The sequence below is a fragment of the Cupriavidus sp. GW823-FHT06D04 genome, assembly GCF_058795055.1.
Map to the genome: position 1 here is coordinate 26088 of NZ_JBXAHL010000002.1, position 16364 is coordinate 42451.

Sequence of the window (16364 nt, forward strand, 5' to 3'; positions counted from 1 at the left end):
CATGTTTTATCGTGAAGCCGGCCAGTTCAAGACCAGCTACGTCGCCGACAGCCAGATCTTCCCCATCCGCCAGGACCGCATCGGCTTTGCCGTGCTGATGGCCGTGGCCTTCGTGGCGATCCCGTTCGTCGGGTCGGAGTACTGGTTCTCGGCCATCCTGATCCCATTCCTGATTTTCTCGCTGGCGGCGCTGGGCCTTAATATCCTGACCGGCTATGCCGGCCAGCTGTCGCTCGGCACCGCAGCCTTCATGGCCGTGGGCGCCTACGCGGCCTACAACTTCCAGCTGCGCATCGAAGGCATCCCGGTGCTGCTGTCATTCCTGCTGGCCGGGCTGTCGGCGGCGCTGGTGGGGGTGGCCTTCGGCCTGCCGTCGCTGCGCATCAAGGGCTTCTACCTCGCCGTGGCGACGCTGGCGGCGCAGTTCTTCGTGGTGTGGGCGCTGACCAAGTTCCCCTGGTTCTCCAACAACAGCTCGTCGGGCGTGATTACGGCGCAGCGGCTGGACCTGTTCGGCGTCGCCATCGACACCCCGCTGAAGAAGTACCTGTTCGTGCTGGCCATCGTCACGGTGCTGGCGCTGGCCGCCAAGAACCTGGTGCGCTCGGCCACCGGGCGCGCGTGGATGTCGGTGCGCGACATGGACGTGGCGGCCGAGGTGATCGGCATCCCGCTGATGCGCACCAAGCTGCTCGCGTTCGCGGTCAGCTCGTTCTACTGCGGCGTGGCCGGCGCGCTGTATGCGTTCTGCTACCTGGGCTCGGTCGAGCCCGACGGCTTCTCGCTGGACCTGTCGTTCCGCGTGCTGTTCATGATCATCATCGGCGGCGTGGGCAGCATCCTGGGCTCGTTCCTGGGCGCGGCCTTCATCCTGCTGCTGCCGATCTTCCTGGACAACGTGCTGCCGCCGCTGGCCGCGCTGCTGCACCTGCCGTTCACCAATGCCACCGTGTCGCACATCCAGCTGATGGTGTTCGGCGGGCTGATCATCTTCTTCCTGATCGTGGAGCCGCACGGGCTGGCCCGGCTGTGGCAGATCGCCAAGGAAAAGCTGAGGCTGTGGCCGTTCCCTCATTGACGGGAGGGGTGCCTGTGTTACCGCAGTTCCTGTGTGAAGTTCTGAAGCTTACGCATAACGAAACGCTCCCTTGAGGGCGATGGAGACTGTCATGACCAACCTGATTCGCAATGTGCAACGCGCCGCCCTGGTGGTCAGCGCCGCGGCGGCACTGCTGGCGCCGGCGGCGCCGGCCATGGCGCAGAGCAACGAGCAGTTCGTGGCGCTGCCAAGCTACCGCGTGGGGCCGTATGGCGCCAACGGGCAGTCCTGGTATGGCGGTTTCATCGACTACCTCAACTACGTCAATCTGAAGGAAGGCGGCGTCAACGGCGTCAAGCTGTCGTGGGAAGAGTGCGAGACCGAGTACAACAACGCCAAGGGCGTGGAGTGCTATGAACGCCTGAAGTCCAAGAACGCCACCACCAAGGGCACCGCCTACCACGCCATGTCCACCGGCATTTCGTACGCGCTGGTCGACAAGACCGCCGCCGACAAGGTGCCGCTGGTGATGATGGGCTACGGCCGCACCGACGCGGTGGATGGCTCGGTGTTCCCGTACGCGTTCCCGCTGGTGACCACGTACCAGATGCAGGTCTCGGCCATCGTCAAGTACCTGGCCTCGAAGAACGGCGGCTCGCTGGCCGGCAAGAAGATCGTCTACCTGTACCACGACTCGGCCTATGGCAAGGAGCCGATCGTGGCGTTGCAGGCCGAGGCCAAGCTGGGCAAGTTCAACCTGGTGGAGATCCCGGTGGCGCACCCGGGCAACGAGCAGGGCGCGCAGTGGCTGAAGATCCGCCAGGAGAACCCCGACTACGTGATCTTCTGGGGCTGGGGCGTGATGAACCAGACCGCGCTGAAGGCCGCGCAGAAGGTGGGCTTTGCGCGCGACAAGATAATCGGCTCGTGGTGGGCCGGCTCGGAAGAAGACACGGTGCCGGCGGGTGATGCGTCCAAGGGCTACATGAGCGCCACCTGGAACGTGGCGGGCCGCAACGTGCCGCTGATCGCCGATATCGACAAGGTGGTCTACGGTGCCGGCAAGGGCAATATGCAGGACAAGAACAAGGTGGGTTCGGTGCTGTACAACCGCGGCGTGTCGGCGGCGGTGGTGACGGTGGAAGCGGTGCGCGTGGCACAGGCCAAGTTCGGCAAGGGCAAGCCCATGACCGGCGAGCAGATGCGCTGGGCCTTCGAGAACCTGAACCTGACCAACGCGCGCCTGCAGCAACTCGGCGCCACCGGCCTGCTGCCCGAGATCAAGACCAGCTGCGACAACCACGAGGGTTCGGGCAAGGTCAAGATCCAGCAGTGGGATGGCACCAAGTGGGTGGTGGTGTCGGACTGGATCGAGGGCAACAAGAGCCTGATCCACCCGCTGTTCAAGGCCACGGCGGCGCAGTACGCGAAGGAGAAGGGGATTACTCCGGCTTGTTCGAAGTCTTGAGAGGCCGCCCGAATCCCGACTGGGTTCTCCCCTCTCCCGCTTGCGGGAGAGGGGCGGGGGTGAGGGCCGGCGCTGGCAATAGCGAGCGCGTTCACTTCGTGGCAGCGCCCGCCCTCACCCCAACCTTCTCCCAGAGGGAGAGGGAGTACCCAATAGGCAAGCTGGAAACCGCAACACCAACACGAGCCGCACCATGAGCCTTCTGTCCGTCAACAATATCGAAGTCATCTACGATCACGTGATCCTGGTGCTCAAAGGCGTCTCGCTCGAAGTGCCGGAAGGCAAGATCGTGGCGCTGCTCGGCGCCAACGGCGCGGGCAAGACCACCACGCTCAAGGCCATCTCCAACCTGCTGCAGGCCGAGCGCGGCGATGTCACCAAAGGCTCGATCGAATATCGCGGCGACCGCGTCGACCAGCTCACGCCCAACGACCTGGTGCGCCGCGGCGTGATCCAGGTGATGGAGGGGCGCCACTGCTTCGCGCACCTGACCATCGAAGAGAACCTGCTCACCGGCGCCTACACGCGCGGCCTGTCGCGCGGCCAGACGCGCGACGAGCTGGAAAAGATCTACGAGTACTTCCCGCGGCTGAAGACGCGCCGCAAGTCGCAGGCCGGCTACACCTCTGGCGGCGAGCAGCAGATGTGCGCGATCGGCCGGGCCATGATGGCCAAGCCGGCGATGATCCTGCTGGACGAGCCTTCGATGGGGCTGGCGCCGCAGATCGTCGAGGAGATCTTCGAGATCGTGCGCGGCCTGAATTCGCGCGAGAACGTCAGCTTCCTGCTGGCCGAGCAGAACACCATGGTGGCGCTGCGCTATGCCGACTACGGCTACATCCTGGAAAACGGCCGCGTGGTGATGGACGGCGACGCCGAATCGCTGCGCACCAACGAGGATGTCAAGGAGTTCTACCTGGGCGTGGCCGCCAACGATGCGGACGACGGTGCCGGGCGCAAGTCGTTCCGCGATGTGAAGAGCTACCGGCGCAGGAAGCGCTGGCTGGCCTGAGCCGACGTAAGCCGACCCAATTTATCCGGCATTGCCACCACGCGCCTGTGGCGCGACGGCATGCCGCATCCCATTCCCTGACGCACAGCACCATGCCAGAACACTTCGATTCGCTCGAAACCCGCGCGCCGGAAGTCCGCGAGCAGGCGCTCCTTGCCGCCCTGGCACGCCAGGTGGCCCATGCGCGCGACAACGCCCCTTACTTTGCCGAGATGCTGAGCGGGGTCGATCCGCGGCTGCTGACCTCGCGCGCGGCGCTGGCGGCGCTGCCGGTCACGCGCAAGTCGGACCTGACCGCGCGCCAGCGCTTGCTGCCGCCGCTGGGTGGCCTGAACGCGACCCCGCTGGGCAAGTTGCGCCATGTGTTCCAGTCGCCCGGCCCGATCCACGAACCCGACGGCCACGACGCCGACTGGTGGCGCGTGGCCCGCGCCATGCATGCGGCGGGCTTCCGCGCCGGCGAGCTGGTCTACAACACCTTCTCCTACCACTTCACCCCGGCCGGCATGATGATGGAGACCGGCGCGCACCGGCTGGGCTGCTGCGTGTTCCCGGCCGGTGTCGGCCAGACCGATTCGCAGGTGCAGGCGCTGGCCAGCCTGCAGCCCACGGCCTACGCCGGCACGCCGTCGTTCCTGAAGCTGCTGCTGGAGCGCGGCGACGAACTGGGCACGCCCTGCACCAGCCTGGCCAAGGCGCTGGTCTCGGGCGAGGCGTTGCCGCCGTCGCTGCGGGCCTGGTTCCAGGCGCGCGGCGTGCGCGTGCAGCAGATGTATGGCACCGCGGACGTCGGCCTGATTGCCTATGAGACCGAGGGCGGCGACGGCTGGGTGGTGGACGAGGGCGTGCTGGTAGAGATCGTCGAGCCCGGCGGTTCCCGGCCGATGCCCGAGGGCGAGACCGGCGAGGTGGTGGTGACGGTGCTGGGCAACGGCGACTACCCGCTGATCCGCTTCGGCACCGGCGACCTGTCGGCCATCGTGGCGGAGTCGTCGCAACGGCCCAGCCCGTGCGGGCGCACCAATATCCGGCTCAAGGGCTGGCTGGGCCGTGCCGACCAGGCCACCAAGGTCAAGGGCATGTTCGTGCATCCGGGGCAGGTGGCGGACGTGCTGCGGCGGCATCCGGAGATTCGCGTGGCGCGGCTGGTGGTGACTGGCGACCCTGGCGCGGACGTAATGACGCTGCGCTGCGAGGCTACGCGCGAGGATGGTGACTTGCAGCGTGCGGTGGCGGAATCGCTGCGCGAGGTGATGCGGCTGCGCGGTGAAGTGGCCTTCGTGGCGGCGGGGTCGTTGCCGCAGGATGGGAAGCTGATCGAGGATGCGCGCAGCTACGATTGAGTTGGGTGGCGGCTGGCAGGATCGACTTCGTTGATACCCCGGCCGTCTCCCCCAGCCCTCTCCCGCAGGCGGGAGAGGGCTGGGGGAGAGGGCCGGTGCGTGGAGTGACGCGCCTTAGTACGCCCGCGCTTTCAAGACTTCCCCCCCTCCACCGGCCGCGTCGGCAGCCTGACCATCCACACACTCACCCCCACCGCACAAGCCAGCAGCGCCGCCGAAGCAATCGGCCGCGCCCGCAGCAGCCACGCGGTCGTCCCCATCGACGCCCACATCATCGACAACGCCAGGCATTTGGCCCGCAAGGGAATGCTGCGATAGCGCTGCCAGTCGCTGACCAGCGGCCCGAAGCGCGGATGCCCTAGCAGCCACTCATGGAAGCGCTGGGACCCCCGCGCGAAGCATGCCGCGGCCAGCAGCACGAATGGCGTGGTTGGCAGCACCGGCAGGAAGATGCCGATCACCCCCAGCAGCAGGAAAGCCGCACCCAGCACCACCCACATGGCGCGCAGCGCCTGCTGCCGGCGGCTCAGTGTGGCGACGGCGTCTGGAGCGGAATCGGGCGGGGTGGCGGGGCTAGGACCAGGCAATGGATGGAGCAAGGGCCGCAACAGCGGCCCGGTGGTGACTGGGGTTTAGCGCGCGATACCCAGGCGCGCCTTGGCGGCATCGTACTCCGCTTTCATGCGCACGACGATTTCGCCGGCGGTGGGGATGTCGTGGATCTGGCCCACGCCCTGGCCGGCGCCCCACACGTCCTTCCACGCCTTGGCCTTGGAGGCGCCGCTGGAGAAGTCCATCTTGCTCTTGTCGGCCACCGGCAGGTTGTCCGGATCCAGCCCCACGTTGCTGATGCTTTCGCGGATGTAATTGCCGTGCACGCCGGTGAACAGGTTGGTGTAGATGATATCGGCGGCGGCCGAACTGGTGATCGACTGCTTGTACGTCTCTGCCGCGTGGGCCTCCTGCGAGGCGATAAAGCGCGTGCCCACGTAGGCAAAGTCCGCGCCCATGGCCTGCGCGGCCAGCACCGCCTCGCCGGTGGCGATCGAACCCGACAGCGCGATCGGGCCGTCGAAGATCTTGCGCACCTCGCCCACCAGCGCGAACGGCGACAGCATGCCGGCATGGCCGCCGGCGCCGGCCGCCACCAGGATCAGGCCGTCGACGCCGGCCTCGATCGCCTTCTCGGCATGGCGCAGGCTGATCACGTCGTGCAGCACGATGCCGCCGTAGCTGTGCACCGCGTCGATCATTTCCTTGACCGGGGCGCGCAGCGAGGTGATGAAGATTGGCACCTTGTGGTCCACGCACACCTTCACGTCGTGTTCCAGCCGCGCGTTCGAGGTATGCACGATCTGGTTGACCGCGACCGGGCCCACCTGCGCGCCCGGGTTGGCGGCCTTGAAGGTGGCCAGCTCGCCTTCGATCTGGGTGAGCCACTCGTCGAGCAGCTCCGCCGGGCGCGCATTGAGCGCCGGGAACGAGCCGACGATGCCGGCCTTGCACTGCGCCAGCACCAGCTCCGGGTAGCTGACGATGAACATGGGCGAGGCGATGACGGGCAGGGCCAGGTTCTGCAGGGCCTGGGGCAGTTGCTTGGCGGCGGGCATGGTGTCTCCTGAACTACTGGGCGGGCCTCGCGGGCGCCCTAAATGAACGGTCGTTCGATTATAGGGAGTTTCAGCGCGATCACGTTAGAAGCCCCAGTCTATGCCGGTTCGGTCACCTCGTGGAACTATGCTGCCGGAAGGGTCAGTTCCGCCAGCGCGCCGCCGCCGGGGCGGTTGGCCAGCGTGACATCGCCATGATGCAACGTTGCCACCTCGCGTGCAAAGCACAGGCCCAGGCCGGTGCTCTTGTCCGCACCGTGCGGGCGCGGCAGCGAATAGAAGCGCTCGAACACGCGCGGCAGGGCGTAGTCGGGGATGCCCGGGCCCTGGTCGGCGACGGCGATGGCCAGCGCGCCGCCGCGGCGCTCCAGCCGCACCGTGACTTCGCTGTCCGGCGGGGCGAAGTCGATGGCGTTCTCCAGCAGGTTTGCGATGGCCTGGCGCAGCAGGAACGGATCGCCGGCGACCAGGTCCGGGCTGGCGTCGGCGGCCAGCCGCAGCGTCACGCCGCGCTGGCGCGCGCGCGGCTCCAGCTCGCTGCCCAGTTGCGCCAGCAGCGGGGCCAGCCGCACCGGCTCGCGCACTTCCAGGCGCTGGCGCTGCTCCACGTCGGCCAGCGCCAGCAGCTTGCGGATCATGGTTTCAAGCCGTCCGGATTGCGCACGGATATTGGCGACGAAGCGCTGGCGGTCCGCCGCCGGCATCTCTTCCTGCAGCAGCTCGGCGGCACCGCCGATCGCGGCGAGCGGGCTTTTCATCTCATGGGTCAGCGTGTGGATGTAGTGCTCGACATACTGCTTGTCTTCCAGCCGCTCGCGCATGCCCTGCACCGCGCGGCCCAGCTCGGCCAGCTCGCTGCCGCCGCGCAGCGGCATCTCGGCGCGCTCGCCGGCCGCCACCGCGCGCGCGTACCCGCGCAGCCGGCTTAGTCCATGCGCCAGCCACAGCGTGCAGGCCAGCCCGATCACGCAAGCGGCGCCGATCAGCAGGCCGCCGTAGAGCAGGATCTTGCGCTGGCTGCGCTCGATAAAGGGCGCCATCGCCGCATTGGGCTTGGCCACGGTCAGCACCCCGATGATGCGCTCGCCGTCCCCGTCGCGTATTGGCGCGGCCACGTGCATCACGGTGCTGGCCTCGTCGTCGGGGTCGGTGCGCGTGCTGCGCGCGCCGTACTTGCCGCGCAGCGTCAGGTAGACATCGTTCCAGCGCGAATAGTCGCGGCCCACGTCAGTGCCGGTGGAGTCAAAGCGCACGATGCCCCTGGCATCGGTCACGTAGATGCGGTAGCCGATGCTGTCCTTGTGCAGGCCCGACACATCGGCGTCCACCGGCAGGTCGCGCAGCGCCGCCATGTGCCGCGCGAATTCGCCGTCGGCAATGCGGCCGGCCTTCATGTCGTCGGCGGCAAGCGCCGCCAGCACGTGCGCGGTGTCGATCAGCGTGTCTTCCATGGCCTGGCGCACGCCGGGCTTGACCTCCTGCACGAACACGCGCAGCGTCAGCACCGTGGCCAGTCCCACGATCAGGAAGAAGCCGAAGAAGATGCGCAGGCCGATATGCATGGCGTGCGCTCACGGTTCCAGCGAATAGCCCATGCCGCGATGGGTGCGGATGCGATCGGCGCCGTCTGGCGAGGCCTCCCGCAGCTTGGCGCGCAGGGTCTTGATATGGGTGTCGACGGTGCGGTCGCTGGTGTCGAGCGCGTCTTCCCAGACGCCCTCCATCAGCTGCGCTCGCGAATAGATACGGCCCGGATGCGCCACCAGCCAGGCCAGCAGCAGGTACTCGTAGCGGGTCAGCTCCAGCCAGCGGCCGCGGTAGGCCAGGCGAGCGCCGTCCTTATCGTGGGTGAAGCCGGCGACCTCGTCGCCCTTCGCTGTGCTGCCGCCGCGCGCCCGGCGCAGGATGGCGCGCACGCGCGCGGCCAGTTCGCGCGGCGAGAAGGGCTTGACCACATAGTCGTCGGCGCCGATCTCCAGCCCGACGATGCGGTCGATCTCTTCATGGCGCGCGGTCAGGAAGACCACCGGCGCATTGCTGAAGGTGCGCAGCGTGCGGCAGACCTCGAAGCCGCTCAGGTCCGGCAGGCCCACGTCGAGGATCACCAGGTCGGCCGCGCCGGCGCGCATGCGCTCGAGCGCGGCGCCGCCGAGCGTGCAGTGCTCGGCCAGCATGCCGTTGGTGCGCAGGGCATAGAGGATGGTGTCGGCGATGGCCTGCTCGTCTTCCACCACCAGGATCCGCGGTTGTTCCATGCCCGGCATTCTAGCCGGTTAGGCGCTGGCCGCCGTGCGGGCCGGCGGCGCGGGTTCGTCGCCCTGGCGCTTGTGGAAATAGATCTGCTCCGCCGCCCAGCGCAGCGGCGGCGAGTACAGCATCAGGTCAAAGGGCCAGTCGCATTGGAAGCGGTCGAACATCCAGCGCAGCGCACGTTTGGCGCGAAAGCGCGGCGCGCTGGCGGTGGCGACGGCTTCCGGCGCCGGGCCGCCGCGCAGCAGGTGCGCGGCCACGGCCTGGCCGACTGACTCGCCATGGGCAAAGGCATAGTGGATGCCGCCGGCGGTGACCGGCGAGACGATGCCGGCGGCATCCCCCGTCAGGATCACGCCGTCGCGCGCCAGCGGGAAGACCGGGCCGCCGCACGGGATCAGGCCCGCGCGCGTCGCCGCAGGCTGCGCCAGCTGCGGCAGCCCGGCGCGCTCGCGCACATGCGCCAGCAGCCCGTCCAGGTCCGGCGCGCGGCCGTGACGCGGCAGGTAGCGCAGCGCCAGGCCGGCCTGCACGCCGGTGGGGTTCTGCGCGATCCAGCCGATATAGCCGGGCGCGAAGCGCCGGGTGATAAAGCAGTGCAGCGCGCCGGGCTCGGGCAGCGCCAGTCCCGGGAACTCGTATTCCACGCCATACAGGAAGCTGTGCACGCGCCCCAGCCCGGCACACTGTGCCACGCGCGACTTCGCGCCGTCCGCTCCCACCAGATAGCGCGTATTGCCCACGCCGGTCACATGCCATCCGCCGTGGCGCGGCACTGCGCCCACAAACGCCTGGCCCAGGCGCAGTTCGACCCGGTGGCACACCAGTTCGGCGGCCAGCCAGCGCATCAACCGCGGCGTATCCGTAGTGTGGAAGTAATAGCCCGGCGCGCTCAGGTCGATGCTGCGCAGCTTGGGCGAGTACAGCCGCACCTGCTCCACCCGGTGCACGCAGTCGGCCGGCGCGCGGCCCAGCCAGGTTTGCTCGATGGCTTCCTTGACCAGGATGCCGGTGGTGTGGAGCTTGTCGCCCGGATCGGTCTTGCGTTCCAGCACCAGCACGCGCAGGCCCGCGCGTGCCGCGGCCAGGGCGCAGGCTGCGCCGGCAAAGCTGGCGCCGGCGATGACGATGTCGTAGTCGAAAGAGGGCATGGCAGTTCCCGGAGATGGAAGGGCTCCAGTCTGGCCAGCGGGGGTGAGGGGAGTGTGTGGGCAGTGTGAAGTGGCGGGGCGGGGTGAATCACCCAAAAAAACGCCCCGCATACGCGGGGCCATCAATTACCACGAAGATTGATACACACGGCGGGCACCTGCCAATGCCACAACCGCCACCGAAGGATAGTCCGCCAATGTGACGGCCCCGTGGCAGCGGAATGAAGGCAGCGTGACATCACAGCCCGTAGCGCTTGATCTTGTCATAGAGCGTAGCCTTGCCGACTTGCAGCAAGTCCGCCGCCTGGCTGACCGCACCACCGGTGCGCGCCAGTGCATCTGCAATCACGGCGCGCTCGAAGTGCTCCATCCGCTCGCGCAGCGGCGCGGCTTCATCGGGGCCCGCGGCCTGCGCACCTGCCTGCCCGCCCTCCGGCACGCCCAGCACCATCCGATCCGCGGCATTGCGCAGCTCGCGCACATTGCCAGGCCAGGGCCGCTGGGCCAGTGCCTGGCGTTGCGCCTCGGACAGGATCGGCGCCGGCCGCTGGTAGCGCACCGCAGACACCAGCGAGAAATGCTCGAACAGCGGCACGATGTCCTCGCGCCGTTCGCGCAACGGCGGCAGCGCAATGGTGACCACGTTCAGCCGGTAGTACAGGTCCTCACGGAAGCTGCCCTGCGCCACCAGCGCATCCATGTCGCCCTTGGCCGCGGCGACGATGCGCACATCGATCTTCACCGAGGCATTGGACCCCAGCCGCTCCAGCGAGCCTTCCTGCAGCACCCGCAGCAGCTTGACCTGCAGCGCCAGTGGCATGCTCTCGATCTCGTCGAGGAAGAGCGTGCCGCCCGAGGCATGTTCGAGCTTGCCGATGCGGCGCTTGCCGGCGCCGGTGAAGGCGCCGGCCTCGTGGCCGAACATCTCGCTCTCGAAGATGGCCTCGGGCACCGCGCCGCAATTCAGCGCGATAAACGGGCCTTCGGCACGGCCGGACAGCGCATGCAGGCTGCGCGCCACCAGTTCCTTGCCGGTACCGGTCTCGCCGTTGATCATCACCGGCACGTCGGTGGGCGCGACATTGGCCACCAGCGCGCGCACCTGCCCGATCGCGGGCGAGCGGCCGATGATACGCGTGCCCGCCGCAGGGCCGGCCAGTTCGCGGCGCAGCGCCTGGTTTTCCAGTTCCAGCGCGCGGCGTTCCAGCGCGCGGCGCACGGTGTCGGTGAGGCGGTCGGCACCGAAGGGTTTTTCGATAAAGTCGTAGGCGCCTTCGCGCATGGCCTGCACGGCCATGGTGATGTCGCCATGGCCGGTCACCAGGATCACCGGCACGCCCGGCGCGGCGTTGCGGCAGTGCTGCAGCAGGTCCAGGCCGCTGGCGCCGGGCAGGCGCACGTCGGTCACCACCACGCCGGCAAAGGCGCCGTGCAGGTGCGGGATCGCGGCCTCGGCGGAGGGCAGCGCCAGCACCGCGAAGCCGGCCAGCTCCAGGCTCTGCGCGGTGGCCTGACGCACCAGCGGCTCGTCTTCGACAAACAGGACACGCAGACCGTCTTGCATGGCAATACTCATTGAGAGGCGGAAACCGATGGTGCCGGATCGATGGCGGGGGCGCGTGCTAGCACCAGCGTGAACTGCGCGCCGCCGCCGGGCACGTTGGCCACGCTCAGCTGGCCGCCGAACTCGCGCACGATCGACGACGAGATCGCCAGCCCCAGCCCCAGGCCCTGCCCGGTTTCCTTGGTGGTGAAGAATGGTTCGAACAGGCGCGGCAGCGCTTCCGGCGCGATGCCGGTGCCGTTGTCGCGCACGACGATGGTGACGGCGTGGTCTTCTGCCTGCACGTCGAGATCGATCTGTCCCTGCGCCGGCGCGGCCGCCGCAATCGCATCCAGCGCGTTGCCGAGCAGGTTCAGCAGCACTTGCTCCAGCTTCAGCTCATCGGCGCGCACGGCGAGCCCGGGCAGGGCGTCCAGGCCGGTGACGCTGACCGTGACCGCGCCCAGCCGAGGCGCCAGCAGCGCCAGCACGTGGTCGACCGCCGCGCGCAGTGCCACCGGCCGGCGCACCGGGCGGGCCTTGCCGGCAAACAGCTTGAGCTGGCTGGTGATCTTGCCCATGCGCTCGGTCAGGTCAGCAATGGCGGTGAGGTTGCCTTCGGCCGCGGCCAGCTGGCCGCGCTCCAGCAGCACGCGGGTGTTGTCCGAGAACGTGCGCAGCGCCGCCAGCGGCTGGTTCAGCTCATGCGTGATGCCGGCCGCCATCTGCCCCAGCGCGGCCAGCTTGCTGGCCTGCACCAGTTCGTCCTGGGCCGCGCGCAGCTCGCTTTCCGCACGGGTGCGCTCGGCCACTTCATCTTCCAGCTTTTCATTGATCGCCATCAGGTCGGCGGTGCGGGCCTCGACGCGGCGCTCCAGCTGGTCGTAGGCGGCCTCCAGCAGGCGGCGGCTGTACTGCATGTCGCGCGCGCGCTGGCGGCGCTGGCGCCAGTTGACCAGCAGCAGGCAGATGCAGGCATAGGCCAGCGCCGCCGCCACGGTGGCGTTGCGCGCATTGGCCAGCACCGGCTCCAGCGGCGCCATCACCTGCATGGTCCAGCCAGCGGGGCCGACCGTGCGGCCCAGTTCCAGGTAGCGGTCGGCGCGCTCGGCGCCGTCCGGGGCAAAGGTGGTCCTGGTGGCGGGCGATTCGTCGCGCACGCGCACCAGCCGCGCGCCGTCGGTCAGTGTGGTGTCCGCCAGCCAGCGCGTGACCGGCGAGGTCAGCGGCTCCAGCGGCAGCGGCGTCACCGCGCGGCCGTGGTACTGGCGGGTGTTTTCCATCTCGGCCTGCAGCGCCGGCGGCAGCGGGCGCAGGGTGCGGTACTGCCAGGCCGACACCGACGACAGGAAGATCACGCCATGGTCGTCGCTGACCATCAGCGGCTCGGCGCCGCTGCCGGCGCGCTGGAACCACTCCAGGTTGAGCTTGACCACGGTCACGCCGATGACCTTGCCGCCCGACTCGACCGGCTGCGCGAGGTAGTAGCCGGGCTCCTCGCTGGTGATGCCGATGGCATAGAAACGCCCCATCTTGCCGCCCGCGGCGGCCTGGAAGTAGGGGCGGAAGCGGTAGTCGGTGCCGACAAAGCTGCCGGGCTGGCCGTGGTTGCTGGCCGCCAGCGCAATGCCGTTGGCGGCGATCACATAGGTGGCCGAGGCATGCGCGCGGCGATTGACCTCCGCCAGGTACTGGTTGGCGGCGGCCACGCGTTGCGGGTCGTTGGGGGAGTCCAGCAGCCCGCGCACGAAGGGGTGCAGCGAGACCAGCGCGGGCAGGAATTCGTAGCGGTCGAGGGTGCTTTCCAGCGTGGCGGCGTAGCGGTCGGCGCGCGTGGCTGTGCTTTGCTGGAGGGTGGCCAGGCCGCGCTGGACCGAGACCAGCCAGGTCAGCGCGCACAGCAGCAGCAGGCCCGCGGCCAGGGCGACCGCAAAGCCCCACCAGCGGCCGTTGCCGCTGTCCGGCGCATGGGCCGGATGCGCGGCAGACGGGGCGGCGGGGTCATGCACGGCGAGAAAGTCGTCTGAGTGTGGCATCGGCGCGCGCGAAGGCTGTCGCGCCGATGATACTCGCTGGCGGGTGGCCGGGGCAGCCACCCGCATGGCGTCAGACGTTCTGGCCGGCGTCGGCCAGTACTTCAGCATCGCGGCCGCCGTGTTGCAGCTCACTGTTGAGCTTCTTGCGGTCAAGCTCGCGCTCCCATGCCGAGACCACCACCGTGGCCACGCCGTTGCCGATGATGTTGGTCAGCGCGCGGCACTCGCTCATGAAGCGGTCGATGCCAAGGATCAGCACCATGCCCGCCACCGGGATGGTCGGCACCACCGCCAGCGTCGCGGCCAGCGTGATGAAGCCCGAGCCGGTCACGCCGCTGGCGCCCTTGGAGGTGATCATCGCCACCGTCAGGATGGTCAGCTGCTGCATCAGCGTCAGCTCGATGCCGGTTGCCTGTGCAATGAAGATCACCGCCATCGTCATGTAGATGTTGGTGCCGTCCAGGTTGAACGAATAGCCGGTGGGCACCACCAGGCCCACCACCGAGCGCGAGCAGCCGAGCTTTTCCAGCTTCTCCATCATGTGCGGCAGCGCCGCTTCCGACGAGCTGGTGCCCAGCACGATCAGCAGCTCTTCCTTGATGTACGAGATGAAGCGCAGGATGCTGAAGCCGGTCAGGCGCGCCACCGTGCCCAGCACGAACACCACGAAGACGATGGCCGTGAAGTAGAAGGTGCCGATCAGCTTGAGCAGCGGCACCAGCGAGCCCAGGCCGTACTTGCCGATGGTGAACGCCATCGCGCCGAAGGCGCCGATCGGGGCCACCTTGGTGATCACGTGGACGATGTGGAAGAACACCTTGGAGACCTGCTCGATCAGCTGCACCACGATGCGCGCGCGCTCGCCGAGCACGGCCAGCGCGGCGCCGAAGAACAGCGACACCAGCAGGATCTGCAGGATGTCGCCGTTGGCGAAGGCGCTGAAGACCGTGTCCGGGATGATGTGCATCAGGAACTCGACCGTGCTCTGGCCGTGCGCCTTGGACACGTACTGGGCAATGGCCTTGGTGTCCAGCGTGGCCGGGTCGATGTTGAAGCCCACGCCCGGCTTGAGCAGGTGCGCGGCGCCCAGCCCGATCAGCAATGCGAAGGTCGACACCACTTCAAAGTACAGCAGCGCCTTGCCGCCGACGCGGCCGACCTTCTTCATGTCGCTCATGCCGGCGATGCCGGTCACCACGGTACAGAAGATGATCGGGCCGATGATCATCTTGATCAGCTTGATAAAGCCATCGCCCAGCGGCTTCATGGCCACGCCGGTGTCTGGCCAGTAGTGGCCGAGCAGGATGCCGACGAAGATGGCGAACAGGACCTGCACGTACAGGATCTTGTAGAAGGGTTTTCTCATGATGTCGTCCTCGGTGTTGACCGTACCCGGCGGGGCCGCGCGGGCTGCGCGCCGTCACGGTTGCGGCGCGTTCAGGGAGGGAATTCGCAACCGCCGTGCCAGTCAAGCCGGCATTGCTAACTGGTTGATTCACAAGGAAACGACGGCCTGGCAGGGGCGCGCGGCCTCCGGGATTCCGGAAATCCGGATGGTGCGGCTCCGGGGTTTCGGAATGCCGGAGGCATCACAGGTGCGCGAAGCGCCACCCGCCGGGAGCCGGCGGCAACTTCGACGGCCGTGCCAGGGCGCCGCCATCGCGGACATGCCGCCGCGACACCGTATAATTCCGAGCTTCCGTTCAATGCCGTCCGGGCCGTGCCGCCGTCCGGGGCCGCCTTCTCACACCGTACGCATGAGCAGCTACTACCAGCACCACGTCTTCTTCTGCCTGAACCAGCGCGAGGCCGGCGAGAACTGCTGCGCCAACCACAACGCCCAGGCGATGCAGGAATACGCCAAGAAGCGTTGCAAGGAACTGGGCATCGCCGGCGGCGAAGGCCGGGTGCGCATCAACAAGGCAGGCTGCCTGAACCGTTGTGAACTCGGCCCGGTGCTGGTGGTCTACCCCGAGGCCATCTGGTACACCTTTGTCGATGAGCACGACATCGACGAAATCATCGACAGCCACCTGATGAAGGGCAAGCCTGTCGAACGGCTGATGGTGGACCGCTGAACGAACCGAGGCCGGCGCATGCCGGCTTGTTGTTTCCCTGTTTCGCCGCTTTGCCGTATTGCCCGCCGCCCGCCAGCCGGACGGTTTTTTCATTTTTGCCCGGGCTTGCCGCCGGGCGCTTGCTTCACCGCCATCCTGACCGCCATCATGAACGCGCATACCCAGGTACTTTCCATTGCCGGTCCCGCCGGTGCGATCGATCTCTCGGTAGACCTGCCGCAAGGTGAGCCGCGCGGCCTGGCGCTGGTGGCGCATCCGCATCCGCTGTTCGGCGGCACCAAGGACAACAAGGTTGCGCAGACGCTGGCGCGCAGCTTCGTGCAGCTGGGCTATGCCACGGTGCGCCCCAACTTCCGCGGCGTGGGCGGCAGCGCCGGCGAGCATGACAACGGCATCGCCGAGCAGGACGACCTGCTGGCCGTGGTGGCCTGGATGCGCCAGCAGACCGCGTGGTCGGCACAGGCCGCAACGCTGCCGCTGGCCATGGGCGGGTTCTCGTTCGGCAGCTTCGTCACCACCCACGTGGCACGCCGCCTGGCCGAGGCCGGCACGCCCGCGCAGCGACTGGTGCTGGTGGGCACCGCCGCCAGCCGCTGGCAGGTGGCCGAGGTTCCGGCCGATACCATCGTGATCCATGGCGAACAGGACGACACCGTGCCGCTGGCCAGCGTGTTCGACTGGGCCCGCCCGCAGGAGCTGCCGGTGATCGTGATCCCCGGCGCCGACCATTTCTTTCACCGCAAGCTGCATCTGATCAAGCAGCTCGTCGTCAATGCGTGGGACCGGTGAGGCCGGCACGCCGCCACCCGGACCATCCCCGCGCCACCTTCTTAC

At 68.2% G+C, this 16364-nt stretch carries 14 protein-coding genes; 6 read left to right on the plus strand and 8 right to left on the minus strand.

Going from position 1 to position 16364, the window contains the following annotated elements:
* The first annotated feature begins 1 nt into the window (after position 1).
* The 4 genes from AC1Q7H_RS03770 to AC1Q7H_RS03785 all read left to right on the plus strand — a co-directional run bounded on the left by AC1Q7H_RS03770 (position 2) and on the right by AC1Q7H_RS03785 (position 4862).
* Positions 2–1078 (plus strand): branched-chain amino acid ABC transporter permease, encoded by a 1077-nt coding sequence (locus AC1Q7H_RS03770; RefSeq protein WP_013955387.1) that lies wholly within the window; start codon positions 2–4, stop codon positions 1076–1078.
* A 91-nt stretch (positions 1079–1169) separates the two neighbouring features.
* Positions 1170–2507 (plus strand): ABC transporter substrate-binding protein, encoded by a 1338-nt coding sequence (locus AC1Q7H_RS03775; RefSeq protein WP_013955388.1) that lies wholly within the window; start codon positions 1170–1172, stop codon positions 2505–2507.
* Between the two features lie 193 nt (positions 2508–2700).
* Positions 2701–3519 (plus strand): ABC transporter ATP-binding protein, encoded by an 819-nt coding sequence (locus tag AC1Q7H_RS03780; protein ID WP_010814873.1) that lies wholly within the window; start codon positions 2701–2703, stop codon positions 3517–3519.
* 92 nt (positions 3520–3611) lie between these two features.
* Entirely contained in the window at positions 3612–4862 is a 1251-nt protein-coding gene (locus tag AC1Q7H_RS03785) for a phenylacetate--CoA ligase family protein (RefSeq protein ID WP_013955389.1), read from the plus strand.
* 131 nt (positions 4863–4993) lie between these two features.
* Here AC1Q7H_RS03785 and AC1Q7H_RS03790 read toward each other — a convergent pair whose 3' ends face one another.
* From AC1Q7H_RS03790 to AC1Q7H_RS03825, 8 genes are all read right to left on the minus strand, one after another.
* The gene (locus AC1Q7H_RS03790; protein WP_013955390.1) at positions 4994–5362 is read right to left on the minus strand and encodes a YbaN family protein; all 369 of its coding nucleotides are present in this window, start codon (positions 5360–5362) and stop codon (positions 4994–4996) included.
* Positions 5363–5494: 132 nt separating this feature from the next.
* On the minus strand, positions 5495–6472 hold the full coding sequence (locus AC1Q7H_RS03795; RefSeq protein ID WP_114133818.1) for an NAD(P)H-dependent flavin oxidoreductase: 978 nt from the start codon (positions 6470–6472) through the stop codon (positions 5495–5497).
* Between the two features lie 125 nt (positions 6473–6597).
* Positions 6598–8034, minus strand: a complete 1437-nt coding sequence (gene creC, locus AC1Q7H_RS03800; RefSeq protein WP_013955392.1) for a two-component system sensor histidine kinase CreC — start codon at positions 8032–8034, stop codon at positions 6598–6600.
* 9 nt (positions 8035–8043) lie between these two features.
* Positions 8044–8736: a two-component system response regulator CreB gene (gene creB, locus AC1Q7H_RS03805; RefSeq protein WP_305852186.1), complete on the minus strand. Its 693-nt coding sequence runs from the start codon at positions 8734–8736 to the stop codon at positions 8044–8046.
* A 9-nt stretch (positions 8737–8745) separates the two neighbouring features.
* The gene (locus AC1Q7H_RS03810; protein ID WP_211980595.1) at positions 8746–9873 is read right to left on the minus strand and encodes an NAD(P)/FAD-dependent oxidoreductase; all 1128 of its coding nucleotides are present in this window, start codon (positions 9871–9873) and stop codon (positions 8746–8748) included.
* A 238-nt stretch (positions 9874–10111) separates the two neighbouring features.
* Positions 10112–11437 (minus strand): sigma-54-dependent transcriptional regulator, encoded by a 1326-nt coding sequence (locus AC1Q7H_RS03815; protein ID WP_041227706.1) that lies wholly within the window; start codon positions 11435–11437, stop codon positions 10112–10114.
* Between the two features lie 8 nt (positions 11438–11445).
* On the minus strand, positions 11446–13452 hold the full coding sequence (locus AC1Q7H_RS03820; protein ID WP_211980646.1) for a sensor histidine kinase: 2007 nt from the start codon (positions 13450–13452) through the stop codon (positions 11446–11448).
* Between the two features lie 70 nt (positions 13453–13522).
* Positions 13523–14818 (minus strand): dicarboxylate/amino acid:cation symporter, encoded by a 1296-nt coding sequence (locus AC1Q7H_RS03825; protein WP_114133821.1) that lies wholly within the window; start codon positions 14816–14818, stop codon positions 13523–13525.
* Positions 14819–15209: 391 nt separating this feature from the next.
* Here AC1Q7H_RS03825 and AC1Q7H_RS03830 point away from each other — a divergent pair, with 391 nt between their 5' ends.
* Together AC1Q7H_RS03830 and AC1Q7H_RS03835 are read left to right on the plus strand one after the other, a co-directional pair.
* Entirely contained in the window at positions 15210–15530 is a 321-nt protein-coding gene (locus AC1Q7H_RS03830; protein WP_010814863.1) for a (2Fe-2S) ferredoxin domain-containing protein, read from the plus strand.
* 147 nt (positions 15531–15677) lie between these two features.
* Complete coding sequence (locus AC1Q7H_RS03835; protein ID WP_010814862.1) at positions 15678–16319, plus strand: alpha/beta hydrolase; 642 nt, start codon at positions 15678–15680, stop codon at positions 16317–16319.
* The last annotated feature ends 45 nt before the right edge of the window (positions 16320–16364 follow it).

Excerpts from the sequence above, each read along its gene's own strand:
- AC1Q7H_RS03770 (WP_013955387.1), top strand. The coding sequence starts at position 2 with ATGTTTTATCGTGAAGCCGGCCAGTTCAAGACCAGCTACGTCGCCGAC.
- AC1Q7H_RS03775 (WP_013955388.1), top strand. The coding sequence starts at position 1,170 with ATGACCAACCTGATTCGCAATGTGCAACGCGCCGCCCTGGTGGTCAGC.
- AC1Q7H_RS03780 (WP_010814873.1), top strand. The coding sequence starts at position 2,701 with ATGAGCCTTCTGTCCGTCAACAATATCGAAGTCATCTACGATCACGTG.
- AC1Q7H_RS03785 (WP_013955389.1), top strand. The coding sequence starts at position 3,612 with ATGCCAGAACACTTCGATTCGCTCGAAACCCGCGCGCCGGAAGTCCGC.
- AC1Q7H_RS03790 (WP_013955390.1), bottom strand. The coding sequence starts at position 5,362 with ATGTGGGTGGTGCTGGGTGCGGCTTTCCTGCTGCTGGGGGTGATCGGC.
- AC1Q7H_RS03795 (WP_114133818.1), bottom strand. The coding sequence starts at position 6,472 with ATGCCCGCCGCCAAGCAACTGCCCCAGGCCCTGCAGAACCTGGCCCTG.
- creC (WP_013955392.1), bottom strand. The coding sequence starts at position 8,034 with ATGCATATCGGCCTGCGCATCTTCTTCGGCTTCTTCCTGATCGTGGGA.
- creB (WP_305852186.1), bottom strand. The coding sequence starts at position 8,736 with ATGCCGGGCATGGAACAACCGCGGATCCTGGTGGTGGAAGACGAGCAG.
- AC1Q7H_RS03810 (WP_211980595.1), bottom strand. The coding sequence starts at position 9,873 with ATGCCCTCTTTCGACTACGACATCGTCATCGCCGGCGCCAGCTTTGCC.
- AC1Q7H_RS03815 (WP_041227706.1), bottom strand. The coding sequence starts at position 11,437 with ATGCAAGACGGTCTGCGTGTCCTGTTTGTCGAAGACGAGCCGCTGGTG.
- AC1Q7H_RS03820 (WP_211980646.1), bottom strand. The coding sequence starts at position 13,452 with ATGCCACACTCAGACGACTTTCTCGCCGTGCATGACCCCGCCGCCCCG.
- AC1Q7H_RS03825 (WP_114133821.1), bottom strand. The coding sequence starts at position 14,818 with ATGAGAAAACCCTTCTACAAGATCCTGTACGTGCAGGTCCTGTTCGCC.
- AC1Q7H_RS03830 (WP_010814863.1), top strand. The coding sequence starts at position 15,210 with ATGAGCAGCTACTACCAGCACCACGTCTTCTTCTGCCTGAACCAGCGC.
- AC1Q7H_RS03835 (WP_010814862.1), top strand. The coding sequence starts at position 15,678 with ATGAACGCGCATACCCAGGTACTTTCCATTGCCGGTCCCGCCGGTGCG.